Genomic DNA, 20,422 nt, shown 5'->3' on the forward strand with positions numbered 1-20,422 from the left:
GGCCGTCAGTTCCCAGCGCAGTTTCACTGTGACGCAGTCCGCCACATACCGGCAGTGTGCGCCCTCGTCCGGCGGCATCCACGTGGACGGGTCCTGGTCGGCCTTGCTCCAAAGCGAGCGGGTTCTCGGATTCCTCAACCTGTAGTTGAAGGAATCCGTGCGCGGGTGCAGGCGCAGGTCCCCGAACGCAGACGAGTTCCTGACAGGCGCCTCACCATAGCGGAGCATTCTTCCCGATCAGCGTGCGTCTCCAAGCGGTGGGTGACCCGTTGCTCGAGAGAAGGGCGCCCGCCGATCTGGTGGGTGCCCTTCTTCTGCCTGCCCCTGCTACGCCGCCGGCTCCCCGGCAGCCTTCAACTCGGCCAAATTCTGGGTCAACGCGAGCCACCCCTTCAGGCGAATCCAGAACCGCCAGCATGGCCCGCCCAGCACCACGGCCCTCTGTTCTGCCAGCTCCAGCACCTGCGCGCATTGCTCTGAGCGCGAGCGAACGCCCACCGCCAGCCCGGACCAGCGGCAATGAGACCGCTCGCGACAACGCCCACCGTTCCGGCTACTCCGGCGATGCCGAGCGCCCGATTGCGTTCCCGCCCTGCACGGAAGGTGACGGCCAGCAGCGACAAGACTGCCGGTGCGATGAGCGCACCGCCCAACCCCTGGAGCCCACGCGCCGCGATCAGCACGCCGCTGTGCTGCGCCACGCCCGCCACCAGCGACGCGGCGGTGAACAAGCCAAGGCCGGCGAGCAGGACGCGGCGTCGTCCAAGCAGATCGGTCATCCGGCCACCGACGAGGAGGAATCCGCCGAGCAGGAGACCGTAGGCGACGACAACCCACTGCAAGCTGTCTTGGCTGATGCTGAGGTCCCGCTGGATCGAGGGCAGGGCCATGTTCACGATGGCGATGTCGAGGCCCACCATCGCCATGGCGGCGCACGCCAGTACCAGCACGAGCCGTTGGCGAGGGCCCGGCTTCTGCCGGCGCGTGGAGGTCAGCGGACTAGCGGCGATTTCCACGGGGTTTTGCGCGTCAGACATGGGTTCGGTGTCTTTCAGCTCGCGGCGGTTCACCGGCGGTAGCTCACAATGGGCTGACCGGCGCCGGTGGTGAGCAGCTGCGGCAGGCTCTTGGTGATGAAGAAGGTCCAGGCGCGCGAGCACGCTTCGAAGCAGGCGGATTCCGCCGCAGTGAGGCCTTCGTGCATGAAATGCAGCGTCGTGCCCTGCGCGTCGGTGGTGATGTCGAAGATGACGTTGGTGTCGGTCCACTCGTCACGGTCGTCGAGGCCGGTGTTGTCGGAGTCCACGACGTGCCAGACCACCCGTCGGCCGGGCACGAACTCGGTGATCTGGAACCGGGCGAAACGGAGGCCCTTCTTGGCTCGGACGGTCTCACCGGCGTATTCGCTGTCGTCGGTGAAGACGAACTCGTCGTGCAGGGCGGCAGAGTGGCCGATGAGGTTCTCGCTCCACCAGCCGCGGACGTTGGTAATGGCCTCGAAGACCTGCTCCGGCGTCCGGTCGACGGTCATGGTGGCGGTCAGGTACTCGGTGTCCGACATCGTCCTTGCCTCTCTCTTGGGTGGTTTCGCCCCACCGACGAAGGAGGCCGCCCGGGATCGACATCGACCGGGAAGAAACTTCGAAAATTCGGCCGCGATGGCCCTTGTGCTGGTCAGAGCTCGGAAAGACGACCCGTCAGATAGCGACGTTCGGCGTCGGTCGGCGCCAGTCTCAGCGCCTCCTTGTAGGACGTGGCGGCCTCGGCGCGGCGGCCGTCCCGGCGGAGAAGATCGGCCCGTGTCGCGGGCAGCAGATAGTAGCCATCGAGCTCACCGGACTCGGTGAGCTCGTCGACGAGGGCGAGTCCGGCGGGGATGCTGTCGGCCATCGCGACCGCCACGGCGCGGTTGAGGGCCACCACGGGAGATGGCGCCAACCGCATGAGCTCCGCATAGAGGGCGGCGATCTGCGGCCAGTCGGTAGCCGCGGCATCGGGCGCTGTGGCGTGACAGGCGGCAATCGCGGCCTGCACCTGATACGGCCCGGAGCGCCGCACGGCCAACGCGTCGTCAAGCGTCGTAAGGCCTTCGGCGATCAGCGCGCGATCCCACTGGGATCGGTCCTGGTCCTCCAACGGGACCAGCACACCGTCGTCGATGCGATGCGCGCGCCGGGCCTCGAGCAGCAACATCAACGCCAACAGGCCGCGCGCCTCAGGCTCGGTCGGCATCAGATGGACCAGCGTCCGGGCGAGGTGGATCCCCTCAGCGGCCAGTGCCCTGCGCCCGTCTTCTTCGTCGTAGCCCTCGTTGAAGATCAGGTACAGCACCGCGAGGACAGCTGTCAGCCGGTGCGGCAGGAGCTCCGCCGGTGGAACCCGGTACGGTATCCCGGCCTCGACGATCTTGCGCTTGGCGCGCACCAGGCGTTGCGCCATCGTCGGTTCGGCGGTCAGGAACGCCTTGGCGATCTCACCCGTGCTCAGCCCCGCCAGCGTCCGTAGCGTCAGGGCGACCCGGGCAGGGAACGGCAGCGCGGGATGACAGCACGTGAAGATCAGCCGCAACCGCTCGTCCGGAATCTCCTCAGCCGACGGCTCGATCGGATCCCGCTCCAGCACAGCAAGCTGCCGCAACTTCGCCGCCCCCGTTGCGTCCCGCCGCAGCCGATCGGTCGCCCGGTGACGTGCCGTCGTCGTCAGCCACGCACCCGGACGAGCCGGAACGCCATCGCGCGCCCACGTCGCCAACGCGGCGGCGAACGCGTCCTGCGCGCAGTCCTCCGCCAGATTCCAGTCCCCGGTCAGCCCGATCAGCGTGGCGACCACTTGGCCCCACTCGTCCCGAAACGCCGCATCGACCGCGGCACGAACCGCCTCCGGCGCGGTCATTCCCAGACGGGGCGGACCTCGACACAACCCCGGCTCGCGTAGGGGTGCCGTGCCGCGATCGCGATCGCCTCGTCCAGATCGGCGCATTCGATGATGTCAATACCGCCGATGAAGTCCTTCGTCTCTGCGAACGGGCCGTCGGACACCAGCGTCTCCCCATCGCGGACACGGACCGTCGTCGCATCCGCCACCGGACGCAACCGCGCACCACCGAGAATGGCTCCCCGCCGATCCACCTCCGCCCCATACGCCTGATGCGCCGGGTCCGCCGCAATCTCCTCCATGGACGGCGACACCTTCTCATCGTCACAGATCAGCAGCACATACTTCATGAGGCCACTATGCCCGACCCGCCCGATCCGCTCGAACGTCGCACCTCTGCCGAGCGCTCCAACCCCTCGCGGACCCTGGGTTTCCGGCGGTGCGGCGCACCCCGTTCGGCTGGGGCTTGTACCGGCGCAGCGTGCGCTGGTATGACGACAAGGGACTGCCGGTCATCGGGCCGGCTGGCGTGTACTGGGACCACACCTACGCCCCGCTCGGACCAGCGCCGTTCGCGGTGCAACTCGTCGTCCGCGACCAGGGGCTGTACACCCTCGTCACCTACCTGCGGCAGGCCATGGTCGGCGGCGTGCTCAAGGTCGCCGCGGCCGTGCAGGGATACCTCGAGAACGGCCACCTCGTGCTGCCGGCCGTCATGAAGGACTGGGCTTCCTCGGCCTACTCGAGGACGAGGCGCTGCAAATGGTGCCGGTGCTCGTGATGTTCCTGGCCGGCGGGCTCGTCGGGCGCTTCCTGGTTACCTTCGGCAAGGGCGAACTGCAGGCGCTCGGCCTTGCCATCCTCGCCGGCGTCAAGGTCGCCGGGTACGCGATGGACATCCAGTTCCGCGGCCAGGTTGCGTTGCTGGCCAGCTCGGGGGGTCCCGGTAGCAATCGCGGATAATCCAACGAACCCATCTCTGAGCGGTTTGTCGTCAGCGGATCGCTTGGTCGCGGCGTCGGCGGGCGGCGCGGATCTCGGCGTCGGCGACCTTGTCGTCCAGCAGCGCGTACAGCTGGGTGGTCTCGGTAGAGGCGTGGCCGAGGCGGCGGCGAACTGCCTCGATGGACACCCGGCGTTGACGAGCTCGCTGGCGTGGGCATGACGCAGCTGGTGGATGTCGATCTCGACACCGGCGGCGGCGCAGTAGCTCTGCCAGCGGTGGTGGGCGGCGTCGTAGGACAGAGGTCCGCCGCAGCCGTTGATGGACGCGCGGAACAGCGGCCCTGCGCTGTAGCCCGCGCGGGCCAGGTAGAGCTTGAGCAGGGTGACGTAGCCGCGGTCGTCGAGCAGGACGCTGCCGCCCTTGCCGTGAACGCGGACGTGTTCGTCGTCCAGGCGCAGGTCGAGATCCTCCACATACAGGCCGCACACCTCCGAGGCGCGTGCGCCGCACACATAGGCGGTCTCGAACAGCACCCGATCCCGCAGCCGGTCCAGCGGCAGGTCCTTGCGCGGTCGCCGCGGGCAGATCACCGCCAGCACCTTCGCCACGTCGGCGGCCGCGGCCGGGCGGGGCAGGCTCTTGGGCACCTTGACCGTGTCGATCCGGTCCATCGGGTTGGCCTGCAGTAGATCGTGGCGGATGGCCCACTTGGCGAAGGAGGCGACGGCGGCGCGCTTGCGCTTGCGGCCGGCCGGCGACAGTTCTGCGAGCTCGGCCAGGAACGCCCGGACCGGCGCGGCGGTCAGCTCACCGAGTTCTTCGCCGTGGTGGGCGGCGAAGGCGATCAGGTCGCCGCGGTAGGCGCGCCGGGTGTGCGCGGAGGCGCCGGCGTTGGCCAGGTCGGTGAGGAAGTCGTTCAGGTGTGCCGCGAGCGGGTGGGCGCGGCCGAGCTGCTCGGCGATGACCGGATCCACCGTGCCGGCCTCCACCATCCGCCAGGTTGCCAGATAACCGGAAAACGAAGCCTGCGCGCCGAGCGACGGCCGCCCAGCTCGCGTTCCGCCGGTGATCGCTATCTTGCCGGATAACGAAGGATATCCAAGAACCGCTCGAACCCCGGCCCCGATCACAACCCTGAAAGGGTTTCCGTCTCGGGCACCTGCGCCGGCAGTGTCGGTGTCCGGCGATGCGCTGCCGGCTACCCCAGCCCCGGCGACGGTATGGCGTCCGGGCTACAGGGTCAGCAGCGCAAACTGCTCATAGCGAGCTGCCACATTCCTAAAGGTGCCGGACATTTACCAGGTGTCCGGCACCTTTCGGCAAGGAGACTTTGTGACATACCGAGATCGCTTCGAAGCGGTCTATGACGCGTACTACCCGGCGATACACCAGTACGCCGCCCGCCGTACCAGCTCGCCCGACGACACCGCCGACGTCATCTCCGAGACGTTCCTCACCGCCTGGCGGCGCATCGGCGATATGCCCGAGGACGAGGAGGCGCTGCTGTGGCTGTACGGGGTGGCCCGCCGCGTGCTGGCCAACCAGCAGCGCGGCGAATCCCGCCGGGCCGTGCTCACCGAACGGCTGCGTGCGGAACTGGCCGCCGACCGGCCGGTCAGATCGGTCGATCTGGACCATGTTCGCGCCGCCTTCGACGGGTTGCCCGAACGTGACCGCGAGGTCTTGGCGCTGGCCTGCTGGGAGGGCCTGACCAGCCAGCGGATCGCCAAAGTTTTGGGATGTACAGCTATTGCCGCCCGCACCCGGCTGCATCGGGCGCGCAAACGGATGGCAGCGGCGCTGGAGCGGCAGGCGTCCTTGACAATCGCGATGGGGGAAGCATGAGCGACATCGACAACCTGGTCAAGGCCATCGACCCGGCACCACACGCGCCGGATCAAGGGCCCGGCGCGCGCGAACTGCGTGAGGCGATCATGGCGACCCAGGAGCGCCCACACCGGACGGCCCGGCGTCTGCCGTGGCGGGCCGGTGCCATCGGGCTCGCAGCGGCCGCGGCCGCGACGGCGGTCTTCCTTGGCCAGGCCACCCCCACCGCAGCGCCCTCCCCCACAGTCACACCCGGCGGCACCATCCTGTCAGGCACGTCGATCCTGCTGGCCGCCGCTGCCAAGGCCCAAGCCGCCTCAGAAGGCGGCTACTGGCATCTCAAGCAGCTGTACGTGGGCTCGGCGGGACCGTACGGCCAGAACGGCAACACCTACCGTCTGGAAACCTCATACCTCTCAGAGACGTGGGTGGCCAAGGATGGCCGAGGCTGGATCGGCCGCAGGCAGCTGGCCGCACGCCCCCTGGATGTGGAGGCATGGCGCCGGGACGGCTCGCCGACCGAATGGGAGATGGGGAAGGACGGCGGCGTCTACTCCACCTCGCCCGATGAGGGCACGCTCACCCGGCTCATGAGGGAGCAGAAGCTCTACTGGAGTGCCATGCCCATGACCCTGAAGGAGATCGAGGCCCTGCCCGCCAACCCCGAAGCGCTGAAGAAGCGGGCCGCTGAGGCGATCCGTAGCGATCAGGATTTCGCCGGTTCGGTGGAGAACGGCCTGCCGCCCACCTTGGCATCACTCCTGTACGAGCTGCCCGCCTCCCCACAGGTGCGCAGCGCCGCGTACCAGGCGCTGGCGACGCTGCCCGCAGTGCGGGTCGAAGGCCGGACCACCGATCCGCAGGGGCGGCCGGGCGTCTCCGTGACCTTCCCGATCCAGGAGGGCCAACCCACCCAGGGCAGACTGATCATCGACCCCGACACCTCCAAGGTGCTGACCTTCGAAGTTATCGGCGGCATTCCGCAGGTGAAAGACCGGGTCAACATGGTGCTGGAGTCCGGCTGGACCGACACCCGGCCATCCCCGCCCTCCGCCGGGTGAAGCCCGCCGTCGGTGAGGGGATGTGAGCGGTAAGCGGTGGTGAGGTGGAGCCGGGTGTCCATGTCCAAAACGAACCGGCCGTAGAGCTTGACGTGGGGCCAGAACAGAGGTTGAGCCTGCGGCGGTCTTCGGGGGTGAGGTGCTCATACAGCCCCGCACGCCGCCAGGCGGCCACCATCATGGTTCTTCCGGGGTTCGCCATCAGGGGTTGATCAGGAAGGTGATGACTAACTCGTTCACCAGGGTTGGCCGCAGCGGTAACCAGCCGTCGTCCAGTTTGGCGAGTTCGGCTTCGATGTCGCCTCGATGAAGCCGAAGAAGTTGATGTTCTCGCGGTGGCCGGGGGCGATGAACGACAGCAGTTCGTCGGGGACTTCGCGGCCCTGGGCGCGCAGCTCCTTGATCGCCATGCCGTAATACTCGGTCGTCCAGGTGATCACCGCGTTCGTCAGGATCGTGAGGAACCAGGCCTGCTCAGTCTGATCTTGCAGGTGAGGCCGGACGATGGTGCCCTGCTGGGCGTAGTGCAGGTCCCGGCGCAGCGCGTGCAGCGATTCGCGTTTGTTGAGCTGCCTGGAGATCTTGCGCCGGTAGACCGGATCCGAAAGGTAGCAGGCGGTTATGTGGAATCTGTTCTGTCAAACCGCGTACTCCAGGTCACTCACAGCTACTCTGCGTCTGGTCGCACGGACCCGAGCGGAGGGCCGTTATGGCCGGCCGCCATCGCCGCACCGCGTCGGGTTCGCATCTTGCTGTGGACGGTCAATCTCCGAAGGCTGCCTGGTGGGCAGCGACGCAGGTGTGCGGGAGGTCGACCGGTACCACGACGCTGCCGGTGATCGTGGTCTGCGGGGTGAACGGGATTGCCCGCACCCGGGTGGAGCGGATCTCCGCGACCTGGTCGCCTGGCAGCACGGTCCAGCTACGCGGATTGAAACCGACCTCGACGATCGTGTCCTGGACCGTCCCGGCAAGGCGGCCGACCCGAGTTTCGACCCCGGCCTTCCGTATCGCGGCTTTCAAGGCCTCCGGCAGGAACAGGCCGTGGTCCCGCGACGGGATCCGCAGTTCGCCGACGGCGAGATCGGCCAGGTCGACTGTCGAGCGACCGGCGGCGAGGTGCTGCACGGAAACGATCGCGAACAGCTGCTCCGTCCACGTCGGCAGCACCCGCAGCCCGGGTGCCGAATGCACCCCCCGGGCCAGTGCCAGATCGATCTCCCCCCGTCGCACGGTGTCCAGACGAGCCGCCAGTGGAAGGTCGACCAGCACGACGTCGACGCCGAGCGCCGAGGAGTGCTCGCGCAGCGCGTCGATCCCGCGTTCCAGGCGAGCGGTGAACCCGGCGGCGGTACCGATGCGCATGGTGCCCGCCGGCGCACCGGCGGCGGCCTGGACCCGATCCGCGGCCGCCAGCGCATCACGCGCCGCGGCGAGCACCCGGTGCCCCGCAGCAGTGAGCCGAACCCGGCGCGGTGAACGGTCCAGCAGCCGGACTCCCAGCTCCCGTTCCAGTTGGGCGATCCGCCTGCTGACCGCGGGCTGGGCGATGTGCAGCCGCTCGGCGGCCCGCCCGAAGTGCAGTTCGTCGGCGACCGCAACGAAGTAGCGCAGTGACCGCAGTTCCACCGAGCCCCCTGTTCTGCGACGATGCCTCCAGGTTATCGAGCGCGTCGGAACTGGTCCTGGTTTCCGAATGGGGCGTGGTGCTGGGATCGGATCATGGATATCGATCTGGGTCTGCTCGGCGCCCACCTACGCGAGCATGAGGTGAGCCCGCAGAGCGCGATGGAGGTGGAGCGGGCCGGCTATGGCACGCTTTGGCTGGACGCATCGCCACCGGCCGACCTCGCCTTCGCGGAGAAGCTCCTCGACGCCACCACCCGGCTGGTGGTCGGCACGAGCGTGGTCAACGTGTGGTCCGCCGACGCCGAGACCGTCGCCGCCTCCTACCACCGAATCGTCGCCAGGCACCCCAGCCGGTTCCTTCTCGGCGTCGGGGTCGGGCACCGCGAGGTCCACGCCGAGTGGGCGTCGCCATATGACACCCTGGTGTCCTACCTGGACCAACTGGCGCTGGCCGGTGTCCCGGCCGAGCGGGTGGTGCTGGCCGCCCTCGGTCCGAGAATGATGCGGTTGGCCCGCGACCGCACCGCGGGTGCCATCCCCTGCATGGTCACGCCCGAGCACACCCGGCGGGCGAGGGAGGTCCTGGGTGCGGGCAAGCTGCTACTTCCCGGCCACTTCGCGATTGCGGAGCCCGACGTCGAGCGGGCCCGCGCCGTCGCCCGGGCCGCACCGCCCGGGAAGGCGTTGCAGGTCGCCAACTACGCGAGCAACCTCCGGCGGCTGGGCTTCACCGACGAGGACCTCTCCGGCACCGGGAGCGACCGCGTCATCGACGCACTGCTTGCCTACGGCGACCCGGCCGACCTCGCGCGCGGCCTGACCGCGCACCTCGATGCCGGCGCGGACCACGTCGGCGTCTACCCCCTCGGCGACGACCCCATCGCCACCCTCCGAGCGGTCTCCGACGCCGTGCTGGCCATCAGGCCCGAGTGACCGGGCGGGAACGCGTCGGCGTCCACGTCGGCGAGCACCACAACCTCCGGTGCGGGTCCGTCCCAACTGTGTCCAAGCGGTCTCCACGCGGGGGCTGCATCTCCATCAACATCACCCACGCCATGACGGAGCTGGAGGAGCTGCTGCCGACCTTCGGCGGCTGGGAAGGACGGCGGGGCAGTACGCCGACGTGCGTCGCGGGTAACTGCGGGGTGCGGAGCTCAGAGGGAAAGCCCAAGAGCACCCGATCCGTCCGGGGGCCACAGGCGAGGGGAAGGCCGAAAGGACGAGCGAAAGCAATCCCTTGTTTCAAAGCCTCGTGAGGCAAAGATCCCCGAGACGGCTTTCAAATTCGGGGCTAACAGGGACTGGCCGCGAGAGTCGGCAGGAGGCGGCCCCGCCACACGGCGGGGCCGTACTTTTGCCGTCAAGGGATTATGTCCGGCCACGTAGCGCCGGAGATTCCCGGACATTTACCGCCGGAACTCACGCAGCAGTTGCTCCAGGCGCCGCTCGCCGTCGCGGGTCTGCGCGCCGGCCGCGAGCGCGCTGCGGAACAGTTTCTCCGCAGCGGGCCGGGCGAACTGACTTGCCCATGCCTCGTGCTCGCGCACCATCCCGGCGGCCAGGTCCTGCGGCGGCAGGGCACTCTTGACGGCCGCGATCGTGCCGTCCGGCAGGTCCGCGATGTTTCGGGCGAGCCGGTCGACGAACGCGTCGATCTCGTCGGTCGGCAGCGCGCGATTGACCCAGCCGTAGCGTTCGGCCGTCTGCGCGTCGAACAGATCCGCACCGAGGACGATCTCCACAGCGCGGTTGCGGCCCGCCCGGGCCAGCAGGTACTGCGTGCCGCCGCCACCGGGCACGATGCCGCCCAGCACCTCCATCTGGCCGAGCCCGGCCCGGCCGATCGCCGCGAAACTCATGTCGGCCGCCGCGACGAACTCGGCCCCTCCGCCACGAGCGATCCCGGCCAGCTTGACGATCGTCACTTGGGGCTGGGTACGCAGGGCCTCACCGAGCGCCTGGAAGACGTTGAGCCCGGCCGGCGCCCCGGCGGTCGGGTCGGCGGTGGCGTCCTCGTCGTCCACGAGCGTCATGTCGACGTGGGCGATGAAGAACTCCGGGTCGGCGCTCTCGAACACGACAACCTTGGCCGTCTCGTCCTGCCGCAATGTGGTCAGCAGCGTCATCAGGTCGGCCATCATCGCCAGGCTGAGAACGTTCACGGGAGGGTTGTCGATGACGACCTTGACGACGCCGCGGTCGCGCGTCACGTGCAGGGTGGGGAAGGTGGGCTGGCTCACGCCGGGGAACTCCTATCCGGAGACGGCGACGGCAATGCGACACAGGCTGCCACGCCGCTAGGTATCTGATGTATACCTATGGTTGGGTGATCGCCTGGGGGCGTCAATAACGCACTTTGGGCATCTCAAGCATCGCGGAGGATACCTAGGTGACCGATACCAGCGAGCCGGACCGGGTCTTCCGCGCCGACTGCCCGACCCGTCCGATCCTCGACCAGATCGCGGACAAGTGGTCGATGATGACGATGGCGGTGTTGGCCGAGCCGAAACGGTTCAACCAGATCAAGCGCCGGCTCGAGGGAGTCACCCAGCGCGTGCTCACCCAGACCCTGCGTCGTCTGGAACGCAACGGCATGATCGAACGCGGTGTCCTGCCGACCTCGCCCGTAGGGGTGGAGTACTCGCTCACGCCACTCGGCGAGTCGCTGCGAGAGCCGTTCTTACACCTCTACACCTGGGCGGTCGAACACGCCGACGACATCGACGCCCGGCAACGGGCCTACGACGCGCGCTCCGTAAGTGCCCACTCCAGTGATGGTTGAGCGCTCATCGTGGCAGTCCGCTCGGGTCCGTGTCACCAGACGCAAAGTAGCTGTGAGTGATCAGAGCTACCGGTCGGTACCAGCTGGTCAGCCCTCGGCCGGTGCTGCGGCGTCGTCGTGCTCACGGGGCATGCGCAAGACGGTCGCCGGAGATGGATGGCGGGAGCCTTCTTGCCGGTGGACCCCAACCCCGCTGGCACGGCCCTCACGGTTGGCTAACCTGATCAATAGAGGGCGAGGAGAGGGCCGATGACTGTCTCGATGGCGGTAGCAGCCCTGATGCTGCTCACAATTGCGGCGATCGCTGTCCGTTCGGCGTGGTCACTGCTGTTCCGCAAGGCTCCCGTGCCCAGGCGTCGGGCCCGGGGCCGCCACCTGCCGTACCACGGTCCGATGGATCACGCCGGCCAGTACCCCATGCCCGGCGCGGACGGTATCGGCTGTGACCCAGGTAGCTCGGGCAGCACTGGCGGCTGAGACCGTGCCCGGCGAGCCAGTGACAGGGCCCTGACAGCCGTAGCAGAGCATTTCCGCAGGTCACATTGGGTAACGGCCGCGGCACCCGACTCCGGGTTTTGGTCCGCTCGCGTCTCGGGGTCGGTAACGAAGCCGTCAGCAGGGTCAACACGATCGCGTGTACCTGGTGACACGACTCTTAACGACACCCCGTGAAATCCCGGAGTTCAGGCGAACTGAAGGCTCTTCGCGATGAACCCGTAAGTCTTCATGCTCCGTGGGTTGTTTCGGCCCTTGGGTTCGCCGTGAACTTGGTGGGTCATAGCGAGAGGTCTTGATCTGTGAGCCCGAGCCCGAACTCAGGCTCGGGAGCCGAGGGGCGCCAGCCAAGTCGGAGAGCAAGACGGACACTGGCGGCGACCACGGCGTCTTCCAGATGGTTAGGTTGCGGGCCTGACGTTAAGGTCCACGACACCCGCAGGAGGCTGCCCGGGGTTTCTGCAGGCTCAACCAGGAAGGTCACGACGGGTGGTTCTATCCCGGCTCGGCTCCGCGGGCCCCATTGAGCGTGGTAGCCGACTCCGTCGATGGTCATGAAGCGGGTCGTGCTGTTGTCGAATGTCATGGCTCACGATCATGGGCCCACCTGGCGTCTGGGGTCGATTCCATTTGTCTACTGTGTGGTAGAGCTACTTGGTCTCGTGCTCCTCTGCTGCAGTGACGAGAAGGGCGCGGGCGTTCTCGGCGTAGCGGATGGCCGCCTTGGGATCGAGTCCGAACACGGCTGCGAGGTGGAGGGGGTCCGAGCCCTGGGTGAGGGCTTCCTCGAGTTGTCGATGCATGCGCAGTCGTTCCAGGGTCGCGGCCTGGCCGCGGAAGGACTGGGTGAGCCAGACTCTGCTGACCGGACCGGTCTCCGGGGTCGAGGAACAACGGGACAGCCATTAGCAGCGAGATGGATCATGGTGCAGATGGCCACCGGGACCTGCGGAAACACTCAAGGTCGCGTTATTGCGCCAGGCTCTCCCGCCACGTTCGGGCCGACGCTGACTCAATGCCGTTGGTCGTGCACACCTGTCCTGACATGCTCGAACATCCCGTACCGCTAATGGCTGTCCCGTCGTTCCTCCACCCCGGAGTTGCTGATGGCCGAATGTGATTACCAGGCCCGCAAAGCGTCGGAGCCGCGGATCAAGGCGGCGAGCTTTCCGAGGCAGAAATCGCTGCGCGAGTTCGACTTCGACGCCACCCCCAACGTCGACTCGGCCGTCATCACACGCTGGCCACCTGCGACTGGGTACGCATGCACCTGCCGCTGTGTCTGATCGGCGACTCAGGAACCGGCAAGTCGCACCTGCTCATCGCGCTGGGCACCGAGGCTGCGCTGGCCGGGTTCAAGGTCAAGTACACCCTGGCGGCCAAGCTGGTCAACGAGCTGCTCGAGGCCGCCGACGAGAAGGCGCTGACCAAGACCATGTTCTCACCGAGGGAGGAGACCAACAGTGTCGCGATCGCCTCAAATGAGTCGTTTTCGAAAGCGCACATATTCGCGCGAACGTGTGTCAGGTGACGCCGAAACTGCACAAGTTCAGAATGCGCCTTCGAACTTTCACCGTCAGAAAGGTGGACTTCATCGGAGACGCCAAGATCCAAACTGCCCGCCGTGCAGGCGGGCGAGGCCGCTGGCCGGCGCGATGTCGCCATCACCAGCGGCGGCGCGACGGTGAACCAGCCTCACCAAGAGGGCTCATCGGAGTTGCGCCTGCAACTCGCGGCGTCCACGTGATCATGGCAGATGCTCTGGTGGCATCCGGATGTGGTTGGCGAGCGATGAGTTCGCCGGTCGTCGACGGTCTGACTGTCCGAAGGCACACGCCGGAACGAGAGGATCCACGAAGCCCACGACCGGGAGGGCGCACGAACTGCGCCTCTGGTGGGCTTCAAGGCGCCGTCGACTCGGTGAACCGGCGGGATCTGAGCAACATGACAAGGAGTTCGATCATGACCGTGAGCGCCAGCTTCTGTATGTCTCTCGACGGGTTCGTGGCCCGTCCGGACAACAGCGTCGGCCCTCTGTTCGACTGGTATGACAACGGCGATGTGGAGGTGCCGATGGTCGGCTATCCGATCACATTCCGGGTCGCCGCGGCCAGCGCGGGCTATCTGCGGGCGCAGATGGACTTCGCCCGGGACAGCGCGTTCGTCTGCGGCCGGCGGGTGTTCGACTACACCGGCGGCTGGGGCGGAAACCCGCCCGGTGGCGGACGCGCGTTCGTGGTGACCCACCGCGAACCTCCAGCGGACTGGCCCGCGGAACGGCTGGCGCCCTTCACCTTCGTCCACGACGGCGTCGCCAGCGCGATCAGTCAGGCCAAGGCCGCCGGAGACGGCAACGTCGGTGTCTCCGGCCCGAACATCGCCCAGCAGTGCCTCAATCTCGGCCTGTTGGATGAGGTGCGGATCGATCTGGTCCCCGTGTTCGTCGGTGAGGGCGTCCGCTACTTCGACAACATCCAGAACGAGAAGGCCGAGCTCGAACGCGTCGAGGTCGTCGAGGGCGAAGGCGTGACACACCTGCGTTACCGCGTGCGCTACCGCTGACCGCCCTGTTTCCGCGTCAATCGTCGGCTTGGATCGCCAAGAACCCAAAACCGCTGACTAACCGGGGCGGCCGCGGTTCTTATTCGCCGGAGAAGCGGCGGTCAGCGGCCGAACGCGGACATCTGGATCGTCTTGGCTGCGGATGGTCACTTCGGGCAACTCGGTGACGTCGTGATCTTCTTGGTGCATCGCAGCGAGGATAGGTCTCACGTTGGCCGGTCAACCGCGCTTCGTCCGGGCAGGCGGCCGGGATCGACATGGTCGGCGAGATAGATCATGACGCCTTCGGAGTGCATCCCGAAGGCTGCGGCGACGAGCTTCGTATCCATCGTGTTGACCAGGTCGATCAGGCGGGTGGAGCGGCGCATCCGCGGTGAGATCCCGGCCGGGTCCAGGACGTGGCTGACATAGGCGGCCGAGGCCGGGTTCCGGCCGGCCTTGGTGCCCTTGGTGACCATCAGATGCGGGTTGCCGGTGCGTTGGGTCTCGCGGTGAGCCACGCACCGCTGCACGGTGGTCCAGCTGACCGGATCCAGGGGCGCCGGGCGAGGACGTTGCCCCAGGCGGATGGCGCGGTCCGCCGGATTGATGTCGTCCAGCCGCAGGTGGCGAACCTCGCTACTGGAGGCGCCATGCAACAGGGCGAGAACGCCCAGCAGAGCCTCGTGCGGGTGGACAGCCGGGTCGGTGGTCCACCGCTGGAAGAGGTGTCGCTGCTGGTCGAGGGTGAGAGCCTTGCCGATGAAGCCCTTGGGAGCCTTCGCCGACAGCCCGTCGGTGGGGTCGATGAGGATCATCTTGTGGCTCTTGGCGAAGCGGAAGAACTGCCGGGTGATCTGCAGCCTGCGGGGCCGGTTCTTGGGCTGAGCGGCCAGGAACGCCTCGATGTCGTGCACGTCGGCCAGGGCCCAGTCCTGCTTGCCGCGCGTGCTCACGTGCTGGGCCAGATCGCGCAGGGTGGACAGCTTGATGTCGAGAGTGACGTCGGCGCGGGGCAGTGTCCCGGCCCGGCGGGCACGCTCGCGTGAGCGCAGCAAGAAGGAGTCCATGAGCCCCCCGGAAAACGTGGCGCCCGGCTGGTTCCTCGGGCAGCATCGGGGTGTCTGCCACGTTCGACATCCTGATCCGGAGCGGCGATGTCCGAAGAGAACGGTTTCTCACTGCGGATCACCCCGGCCGGGGCCGACGTCGATCCGGCGGAGGTCGAGGAGTTGGCCATCCAGTTCCGCCGGGACCTGCTGGCGTCGGGGATCTCCGGGGTCACGCGGGCGGTGGAGGGGCCGGCCCCTGACGGGACCCGGTCGGCCGAGCTGCTCGCCGCCGGGATCGGCTTCCTGGTGACGGGACTGTCCACGGCGGCGTCCGTGGCGCAGATCGCGGACTACGTCCAGCGGTGGCGGCAGGCGCATCCACGTCGTCGCCGGGTCCTGGTCTCCGTCGAGGCCGGTGCTCCGTCTGGTGGTGCGGCTGCTTCCGGTACGGCCGGCCGGCGGAGCGCGCTTCTGGTGGCCAACGCGGCCTACCAGGATCCCGGGCTGAGCCGGTTGCGTTCGCCGGTCTCCGACATCATGGCGCTTGCCCAGGTCCTCGGCGAACCGGGCATCGGTGCCTTCGACGTCGAAACGCTCACCGATGCCAGTGAGTCCGTGTTGCGCCGCCGGGTCGCGGCTCTCTTCGCCGACCGGCGGCCTGACGACGTCCTGCTCCTGCACTTCTCCTGTCATGGGCTCAAGGACCAGCGGGGCCGGCTCTATCTGGCGGCGGCCGACACCGAGCTGGACTCGCTCGCGGCGACCGGGCTGCCGGCGTCGTTCATCTCCGAGCAGATGAGCGAGTCCGCGTCGCGGTCGGTGCTGCTGGTGCTGGACTGTTGCTACAGCGGGGCGTTCGCGCGCGACGCTCCGGTGCGCGCGGACCGCACCGTCTACCTCGGCGACGAGTTCCGCGGGGGTGGGTCCGGGCGTACGGTGCTGACCGCGTCCAGTGCGACCGAGTACGCGTTCGAGGGCGGCCGACTCACCTCCTACGAGGCTCAGCCGTCCGTTTTCACCGAAGCGCTGGTGCACGGGCTCAGGACCGGGGGCGCCGACCTGGATCACGATGGTGAGATCACCGTTGACGAGCTGTTCGACTACGTCGCCCGGCGCGTCCGCGAGGCCGGGGTCGGGCAGGTGCCGCGTAAGTGGAGCTTCGAGACGACCGGGGCGCTGGTGGTCGCGCGCAGCGTCCGCCCGGCCGTGCTGCCGGAGGAGGTCCGCGCCGATCTCGGCAGCGATCGGCCCGTGCTGAGGCTGGAGGCGGTGCGAGCGCTCGCCGAGCTGCTGGCCGGGGGGCGCGAGGGCTATCGGCGGGCCGCCCGTGAGGCGCTCGCCGGGTTACGCAACGACGATGACAGCAGGCAAGTGCGGGCGGCCGCCGCTGCCGCCCTGGGTGACGTCGCGCCGCCCCGGCTGCCCCCGCCCGCCGTACCTCCGCCCGTAATCGAGACGCCCGCAATCGAGACGCCTGAGGTCGAGACGCCTGGGGTCGAGGCGCCATCGCCGTCGCCACCCGGCAGCGCCCCGGTGCCCGTCACGAAGCGCCGACTCGTGTTGGTCTTCGGCGCGATCGGCCTCGTCGTCGCCATCGCCGCGACGATCGGCATCTTCTCCGCACTGCCCACACAGCGCACTACAGAGAGCGGCAGCGGCCCGGCAGGCTTCGGGGCGACGCTGGGGATGATCACGCTGAGTCACGGCGGCTCGATCGAGTCTGCCGAGCTGAGCCCCGACGGCCGCTGGGTGGTCACGCTCGACCCGCCGGTCAACCGGGCCGCCGCGCAGATCGCGACATTGTGGGACACATCGACCGGCCAGAAGGTGGCGACGTTCGACACGGACAACGGCGTCGTCTTCAGCCCGGACGGCAACCTGGTCGCCGGCACCTACTTCGACGGCAAGCGCGAAGTCACCACGGTGGATGGCGAGTCGATGGGTGTCCTCTCGGGTGGCACGATGACCGTCTCGCTGCGTAACACCAGCAGGGGCGACGTCATGGCCTCGTTCACCGGCCATCAGGGGTCCGCAGCCGTGGCGTTCAGCCCGGACAGCAAGACCGTCGCCACGGCCAGCATGTTCGCCACCGACAGGCCCTTTGACGCGCCGATCCGCTTGTGGGACCCCTCGACGGGCAAGCTGCTGGCCACGTTGACCGGCCACCGTAACGGGATCCAGAGCATGGGGTTCAGCCAGGATGGGAAGGTGCTGGTCACGGGTGCCGCCGGCGGGGTGACGAAGGTGTGGGACGTGGTCGGCGGCAAAGCCACGGCGACGCTGGACAACGCTTGGTTCCCGGTGTGGATCAGCCCCGACGGCAAGACGCTCGCCGACACGCTGCCGGGCGGCAAGGACGGATTCGAGCTGAGGCGCGTGCCCGACGGGAAACGGCTGGCTTCGGTCGCCAAGGCCGGGCGCTTCGCCGGCTTCACGCCCGGCTCCAAGGCGTACGCGACCGACAAGGACGGGGGCGTCCGCCTCTTCGACCTCGCGACCGGGAAGGTTCGCGCGACTCTGACCGCGACGGTGCAGGGCGATCTGGTGTTCAGCCCGGACGGCAAGCTCATCGCCGCCGCGACGAAGGAGGGCGAACCGGCTCTGTTCGATGCCGCGACCGGTCAGGGGCTCACGCCGCTGACCGGCCACACCGGCAAGGTCACCGACCTCACGTTCACGGCGGACGGACAGGCGCTCTTCACCACCGGGACGGACAAAACGGTGCGAAAATGGAACGTCAAGCGCTGATCATGGCCACGGGTCGGCCGGGTCGTTCAGCGGACGGCTCTGAGAGCGTCGATTATTGCGCCTGCCGAAAACTACATCCATGCAGTTCAAGTGGCATGTCGGTGTTCGCGGTGGACTCCTGGGGCGAGGAACAACGGGACAGTCATTAGCGGTAGGGGCTGTTCGAGCAGGTCAGGGCGGTGCACCACCAACCGTGTCGAGTCAGCTCTGCGGCCCGAACATGGCGGGACAGTCCGGCTCAACAACACGATCTTTAGTGCTTCCGCAGGTCGCGGTGACCATGCGCACCATGATCCATCTCACCGCCAATGGCTGTCCCTGCGTTCCTCGCCCCCGGCCTCCGTTCGCTGGGTAGCCGCAGCGCGCGGAGGGCCGAATAGCGTCGCGTGCTGGCGGTCGACGCAATACGCGTTCATGCCAGGCCTATCGTGGGAGACATGGGCGCACTCACCTCCCGGCGCCAGCACCTGCGCGGCGTCACCGTGATCGCCATGGCGGGTCCGCCGCCAATGCCGACCCTTGGCGCCAATGCTGTGACCGGTAACCTTCACCGGGTTGGTTGCACCTAGTAGCTGCGGTTGGCGGGGACTTCGAAGATGAGTCCGAGACCGTCCTCTTCGTCCCAGTCTTCTCCGACCTTGACGAAGCCGAAGCCGGCGATCGTGGCCAGGGACGCCACATTGTCGGGACTGATCGTCGCCCGTACGGTCTTGACCGCCGGTTCGGCCGCGGCCCGGCGCAGCAACTCGATCAGGATGGCTCGGCCGTACCCCTGGCGACGGAAGTCAGGAGCGACCGCGTAGCCGATCTCGACCATGCCCGCCTCATCGGGCGGTCCGTGAAACCCGGCATGACCGATGACGACACCTTCGGGCCCGGTTACCGCTTGCCGCGCGATCCACCGTGCGTGGCGGGGGTCGGCGGCCATCTGGTCGATCCGAATCCGCCACAGCCACTGTGCTCTGTCTGTCACGAAGTACTCAGTCAGAGCGACCCCAGCCGTGTTGCTGGCCGCGGGCAGATCCCCCTCGAGCAGAGCGGACATCGCAGTGCTCGACAACTCGACAAAGCGCACATGCTTCGAACTGGTGGGGAACGACGTCTGGCGATCGGCTTCATCTGTCACCGTGCGATGGTCGCAGAGTGTCCGACAGACGTCCACGAAGTTTGGAGTGATTGATCAATCGAACGTGCTCACGACAGCATCCACCACCCCGAGCACCAACCCGTTGAAAGATCATGTCGGGTACCGATTCTCCTGGTCCGCCTGGCCGGAGTGGCAGTGATCATGTACGCGCCGCGCGGCTGAGCCCGGGATGGGCGCTCGCGGGAATGATCCTTCCCGACACCGGTCAGAGATGATCAGGGGGATTATCGCGGATAGTGAGCCATTATCTGCGATAACCTCGATCTTGCCTCTGGTGGCGGCCTGATCGACCTCGGACGTTCCGCGGAGCGCTCCCGCATCAGACGGGGTGACTCGGGGTGCTTATCTGCGATAGCGGTTCGGAGGGGTGCGATGGGGACGGTTCGTCGGCTGAGTCCGCGACCGGAGGTGCCGGATCTCGGCGCGGCGGTCGAGGCGTTCCTGGCCACGATCGGCAACCGCAACACCGCCAAGGCGTACGCGATCGCGCTGCGCGCCCTGGCCGCCGAGTTCGGCGAGCACGCCGCCCTGGAGGAGTTGGAGGGCGAGGCCGGCGCCGACCGCCTCGCCGCCTGGTTCACCGCCCGCTGGGGGACGGCGGCCGCGGCCACCTTCAACGCCCGCCGCGACGCGCTCGGCTCCGCCCGCGACTGGTGGCATGACCAGGACTGGCTGACCGGCGACCCGCTGCGCCGCATCCGCCGCCGTGCCCGGACGCCGGACCGCACCAAGGCCCTCGACCGCGCCCAGGTCGAGGCCCTGCTCACCCGGCAGAACCTGGGACTGCGCGAGCGCACCCTGTTCCGAATGCTGTATGAGAGCGCGGCCCGGGCCGAGGAGGTCCTGGCCCTCGACGTCGCCGACCTCGACCAGCGCAACCGCCGCGCCAAAGTCCGACGCAAGGGCGGCGCCGTCGACGTCATCGTCTGGCAGACGCCCACCGCCCGCCTGCTGCCCCGCCTGCTGGACGGCCGCCGCACCGGGCCGCTCTTCCTCACCGACCGGCGCGCCCGCGTCCCGCTGCCGCCGCCCGACCTCGACCCCGGCTCCGGCCGGGCCCGGCTGTCCTACCGCCGCGCCGCCGAGCTGTTCGAGCAGGCCACCGCCGAGCTTTCCGGTGGCCCGTGGACGCTGCACCAGCTGCGTCACTCCGCGCTCACTCACGCCGCCGAGGACGGCGCCAACACCTCCACGCTGCTGGCCTACTCCGGCCACACCTCGGTCGCCTCGCTGGCCCGCTACGCCCGCGTCTCTCCCGAAGCCCTGGCGCGCTGGCAACAAGCCCGCGACCCGGCCGCGCGCCGCCGGTGAAAGCTCAGT

Annotated in this window: 20 protein-coding genes; 9 read left to right on the top strand and 11 right to left on the bottom strand. The window is 68.2% G+C overall.

The genetic code is table 11. The annotated features are described in order from the left end of the window. Positions 1-392 precede the first annotated feature (392 nt). From ABZX61_RS19340 to ABZX61_RS19355, 4 genes are all read right to left on the bottom strand, one after another. Positions 393-1,070: an MFS transporter gene (locus tag ABZX61_RS19340; RefSeq protein WP_355196202.1), complete on the bottom strand. Its 678-nt coding sequence runs from the start codon at positions 1,068-1,070 to the stop codon at positions 393-395. Further along, positions 1,067-1,561: an SRPBCC domain-containing protein gene (locus ABZX61_RS19345; protein WP_355196204.1), complete on the bottom strand. Its 495-nt coding sequence runs from the start codon at positions 1,559-1,561 to the stop codon at positions 1,067-1,069. The genes ABZX61_RS19340 and ABZX61_RS19345 overlap by 4 nt, the downstream gene beginning before the upstream one ends. A 113-nt stretch (positions 1,562-1,674) precedes the next feature. Beyond that, on the bottom strand, positions 1,675-2,892 hold the full coding sequence (locus ABZX61_RS19350) for a sigma-70 family RNA polymerase sigma factor (RefSeq protein WP_355196206.1): 1,218 nt from the start codon (positions 2,890-2,892) through the stop codon (positions 1,675-1,677). Then, positions 2,889-3,224, bottom strand: a complete 336-nt coding sequence (locus ABZX61_RS19355) for a YciI family protein (protein ID WP_355196208.1) — start codon at positions 3,222-3,224, stop codon at positions 2,889-2,891. The genes ABZX61_RS19350 and ABZX61_RS19355 overlap by 4 nt, the downstream gene beginning before the upstream one ends. A gap of 89 nt (positions 3,225-3,313) precedes the next feature. On the opposite strand from ABZX61_RS19355, the gene ABZX61_RS19360 reads away from it, so the two are divergent. Continuing rightward, complete coding sequence (locus tag ABZX61_RS19360) at positions 3,314-3,655, top strand: hypothetical protein (RefSeq protein ID WP_355196210.1); 342 nt, start codon at positions 3,314-3,316, stop codon at positions 3,653-3,655. Here ABZX61_RS19360 and ABZX61_RS19365 read toward each other — a convergent pair. Continuing rightward, the gene (locus tag ABZX61_RS19365) at positions 3,613-4,950 is read right to left on the bottom strand and encodes a tyrosine-type recombinase/integrase (RefSeq protein ID WP_355196212.1); all 1,338 of its coding nucleotides are present in this window, start codon (positions 4,948-4,950) and stop codon (positions 3,613-3,615) included. The two genes, ABZX61_RS19360 and ABZX61_RS19365, sit on opposite strands and share 43 nt — an antisense overlap. A gap of 154 nt (positions 4,951-5,104) precedes the next feature. Between ABZX61_RS19365 and ABZX61_RS19370 the strand changes: the two genes are divergently transcribed. Together ABZX61_RS19370 and ABZX61_RS19375 are read left to right on the top strand one after the other, a co-directional pair. Beyond that, positions 5,105-5,665: an RNA polymerase sigma factor gene (locus ABZX61_RS19370; protein ID WP_355196214.1), complete on the top strand. Its 561-nt coding sequence runs from the start codon at positions 5,105-5,107 to the stop codon at positions 5,663-5,665. Beyond that, positions 5,662-6,708: a CU044_5270 family protein gene (locus tag ABZX61_RS19375; protein WP_355196216.1), complete on the top strand. Its 1,047-nt coding sequence runs from the start codon at positions 5,662-5,664 to the stop codon at positions 6,706-6,708. The genes ABZX61_RS19370 and ABZX61_RS19375 overlap by 4 nt, the downstream gene beginning before the upstream one ends. Positions 6,709-6,944: 236 nt before the next feature. Here the strand turns inward: ABZX61_RS19375 and ABZX61_RS19380 are convergent, their stop codons facing one another. Both ABZX61_RS19380 and ABZX61_RS19385 read right to left on the bottom strand, forming a co-directional pair. Further along, a complete protein-coding gene (locus ABZX61_RS19380; protein WP_355197060.1) occupies positions 6,945-7,331 on the bottom strand; it encodes a Tn3 family transposase in 387 nt (128 codons plus the stop codon). A 139-nt stretch (positions 7,332-7,470) separates the two neighbouring features. Next, on the bottom strand, positions 7,471-8,337 hold the full coding sequence (locus tag ABZX61_RS19385) for a LysR family transcriptional regulator (protein WP_355196218.1): 867 nt from the start codon (positions 8,335-8,337) through the stop codon (positions 7,471-7,473). A gap of 93 nt (positions 8,338-8,430) precedes the next feature. On the opposite strand from ABZX61_RS19385, the gene ABZX61_RS19390 reads away from it, so the two are divergent. Continuing rightward, positions 8,431-9,270, top strand: coding sequence for a TIGR03620 family F420-dependent LLM class oxidoreductase (locus tag ABZX61_RS19390; RefSeq protein ID WP_355196220.1), 840 nt, complete (start codon positions 8,431-8,433; stop codon positions 9,268-9,270). 473 nt (positions 9,271-9,743) lie between these two features. On the opposite strand, the gene ABZX61_RS19395 is transcribed toward ABZX61_RS19390, so the two are convergent. Then, positions 9,744-10,577, bottom strand: a complete 834-nt coding sequence (locus ABZX61_RS19395) for an enoyl-CoA hydratase/isomerase family protein (protein WP_355196222.1) — start codon at positions 10,575-10,577, stop codon at positions 9,744-9,746. A 149-nt stretch (positions 10,578-10,726) separates the two neighbouring features. On the opposite strand from ABZX61_RS19395, the gene ABZX61_RS19400 reads away from it, so the two are divergent. Then, a complete protein-coding gene (locus tag ABZX61_RS19400) occupies positions 10,727-11,119 on the top strand; it encodes a helix-turn-helix domain-containing protein (protein ID WP_355196224.1) in 393 nt (130 codons plus the stop codon). A 1,145-nt stretch (positions 11,120-12,264) separates the two neighbouring features. On the opposite strand, the gene ABZX61_RS19405 is transcribed toward ABZX61_RS19400, so the two are convergent. Beyond that, complete coding sequence (locus ABZX61_RS19405) at positions 12,265-12,417, bottom strand: hypothetical protein (RefSeq protein WP_355196226.1); 153 nt, start codon at positions 12,415-12,417, stop codon at positions 12,265-12,267. 461 nt (positions 12,418-12,878) lie between these two features. On the opposite strand from ABZX61_RS19405, the gene ABZX61_RS19410 reads away from it, so the two are divergent. Together ABZX61_RS19410 and ABZX61_RS19415 are read left to right on the top strand one after the other, a co-directional pair. Next, the gene (locus tag ABZX61_RS19410) at positions 12,879-13,145 is read left to right on the top strand and encodes an ATP-binding protein (protein ID WP_355196228.1); all 267 of its coding nucleotides are present in this window, start codon (positions 12,879-12,881) and stop codon (positions 13,143-13,145) included. 431 nt (positions 13,146-13,576) lie between these two features. Then, positions 13,577-14,176, top strand: a complete 600-nt coding sequence (locus tag ABZX61_RS19415) for a dihydrofolate reductase family protein (protein ID WP_355196230.1) — start codon at positions 13,577-13,579, stop codon at positions 14,174-14,176. Between the two features lie 206 nt (positions 14,177-14,382). Here ABZX61_RS19415 and ABZX61_RS19420 read toward each other — a convergent pair whose 3' ends face one another. Continuing rightward, positions 14,383-15,225 (bottom strand): hypothetical protein, encoded by an 843-nt coding sequence (locus ABZX61_RS19420; protein WP_355196232.1) that lies wholly within the window; start codon positions 15,223-15,225, stop codon positions 14,383-14,385. Between the two features lie 87 nt (positions 15,226-15,312). On the opposite strand from ABZX61_RS19420, the gene ABZX61_RS19425 reads away from it, so the two are divergent. Next, positions 15,313-17,955 carry a caspase family protein gene (locus tag ABZX61_RS19425; protein ID WP_355196234.1) on the top strand — a complete coding sequence of 881 codons (2,643 nt, stop codon included), beginning with the start codon at positions 15,313-15,315 and terminating at the stop codon, positions 17,953-17,955. 565 nt (positions 17,956-18,520) lie between these two features. Here ABZX61_RS19425 and ABZX61_RS19430 read toward each other — a convergent pair. Next, positions 18,521-19,081, bottom strand: coding sequence for a GNAT family protein (locus ABZX61_RS19430; protein ID WP_350730374.1), 561 nt, complete (start codon positions 19,079-19,081; stop codon positions 18,521-18,523). A 393-nt stretch (positions 19,082-19,474) separates the two neighbouring features. On the opposite strand from ABZX61_RS19430, the gene ABZX61_RS19435 reads away from it, so the two are divergent. Continuing rightward, positions 19,475-20,413 (top strand): site-specific integrase, encoded by a 939-nt coding sequence (locus tag ABZX61_RS19435; protein WP_355196239.1) that lies wholly within the window; start codon positions 19,475-19,477, stop codon positions 20,411-20,413. Positions 20,414-20,422: the final 9 nt, after the last annotated feature.

Origin of the sequence: Nonomuraea sp. NPDC003709 (assembly GCF_040610775.1) — a bacterium.
GTDB lineage: Bacteria > Actinomycetota > Actinomycetes > Streptosporangiales > Streptosporangiaceae > Nonomuraea > Nonomuraea angiospora_A.

Excerpts from the sequence above, each read along its gene's own strand:
- ABZX61_RS19345 (WP_355196204.1), bottom strand. The coding sequence starts at position 1,561 with ATGTCGGACACCGAGTACCTGACCGCCACCATGACCGTCGACCGGACG.
- ABZX61_RS19350 (WP_355196206.1), bottom strand. The coding sequence starts at position 2,892 with ATGACCGCGCCGGAGGCGGTTCGTGCCGCGGTCGATGCGGCGTTTCGG.
- ABZX61_RS19355 (WP_355196208.1), bottom strand. The coding sequence starts at position 3,224 with ATGAAGTATGTGCTGCTGATCTGTGACGATGAGAAGGTGTCGCCGTCC.
- ABZX61_RS19375 (WP_355196216.1), top strand. The coding sequence starts at position 5,662 with ATGAGCGACATCGACAACCTGGTCAAGGCCATCGACCCGGCACCACAC.
- ABZX61_RS19390 (WP_355196220.1), top strand. The coding sequence starts at position 8,431 with ATGGATATCGATCTGGGTCTGCTCGGCGCCCACCTACGCGAGCATGAG.
- ABZX61_RS19405 (WP_355196226.1), bottom strand. The coding sequence starts at position 12,417 with ATGCATCGACAACTCGAGGAAGCCCTCACCCAGGGCTCGGACCCCCTC.
- ABZX61_RS19410 (WP_355196228.1), top strand. The coding sequence starts at position 12,879 with ATGCACCTGCCGCTGTGTCTGATCGGCGACTCAGGAACCGGCAAGTCG.
- ABZX61_RS19415 (WP_355196230.1), top strand. The coding sequence starts at position 13,577 with ATGACCGTGAGCGCCAGCTTCTGTATGTCTCTCGACGGGTTCGTGGCC.
- ABZX61_RS19420 (WP_355196232.1), bottom strand. The coding sequence starts at position 15,225 with ATGGACTCCTTCTTGCTGCGCTCACGCGAGCGTGCCCGCCGGGCCGGG.
- ABZX61_RS19425 (WP_355196234.1), top strand. The coding sequence starts at position 15,313 with ATGTCCGAAGAGAACGGTTTCTCACTGCGGATCACCCCGGCCGGGGCC.
- ABZX61_RS19435 (WP_355196239.1), top strand. The coding sequence starts at position 19,475 with ATGGGGACGGTTCGTCGGCTGAGTCCGCGACCGGAGGTGCCGGATCTC.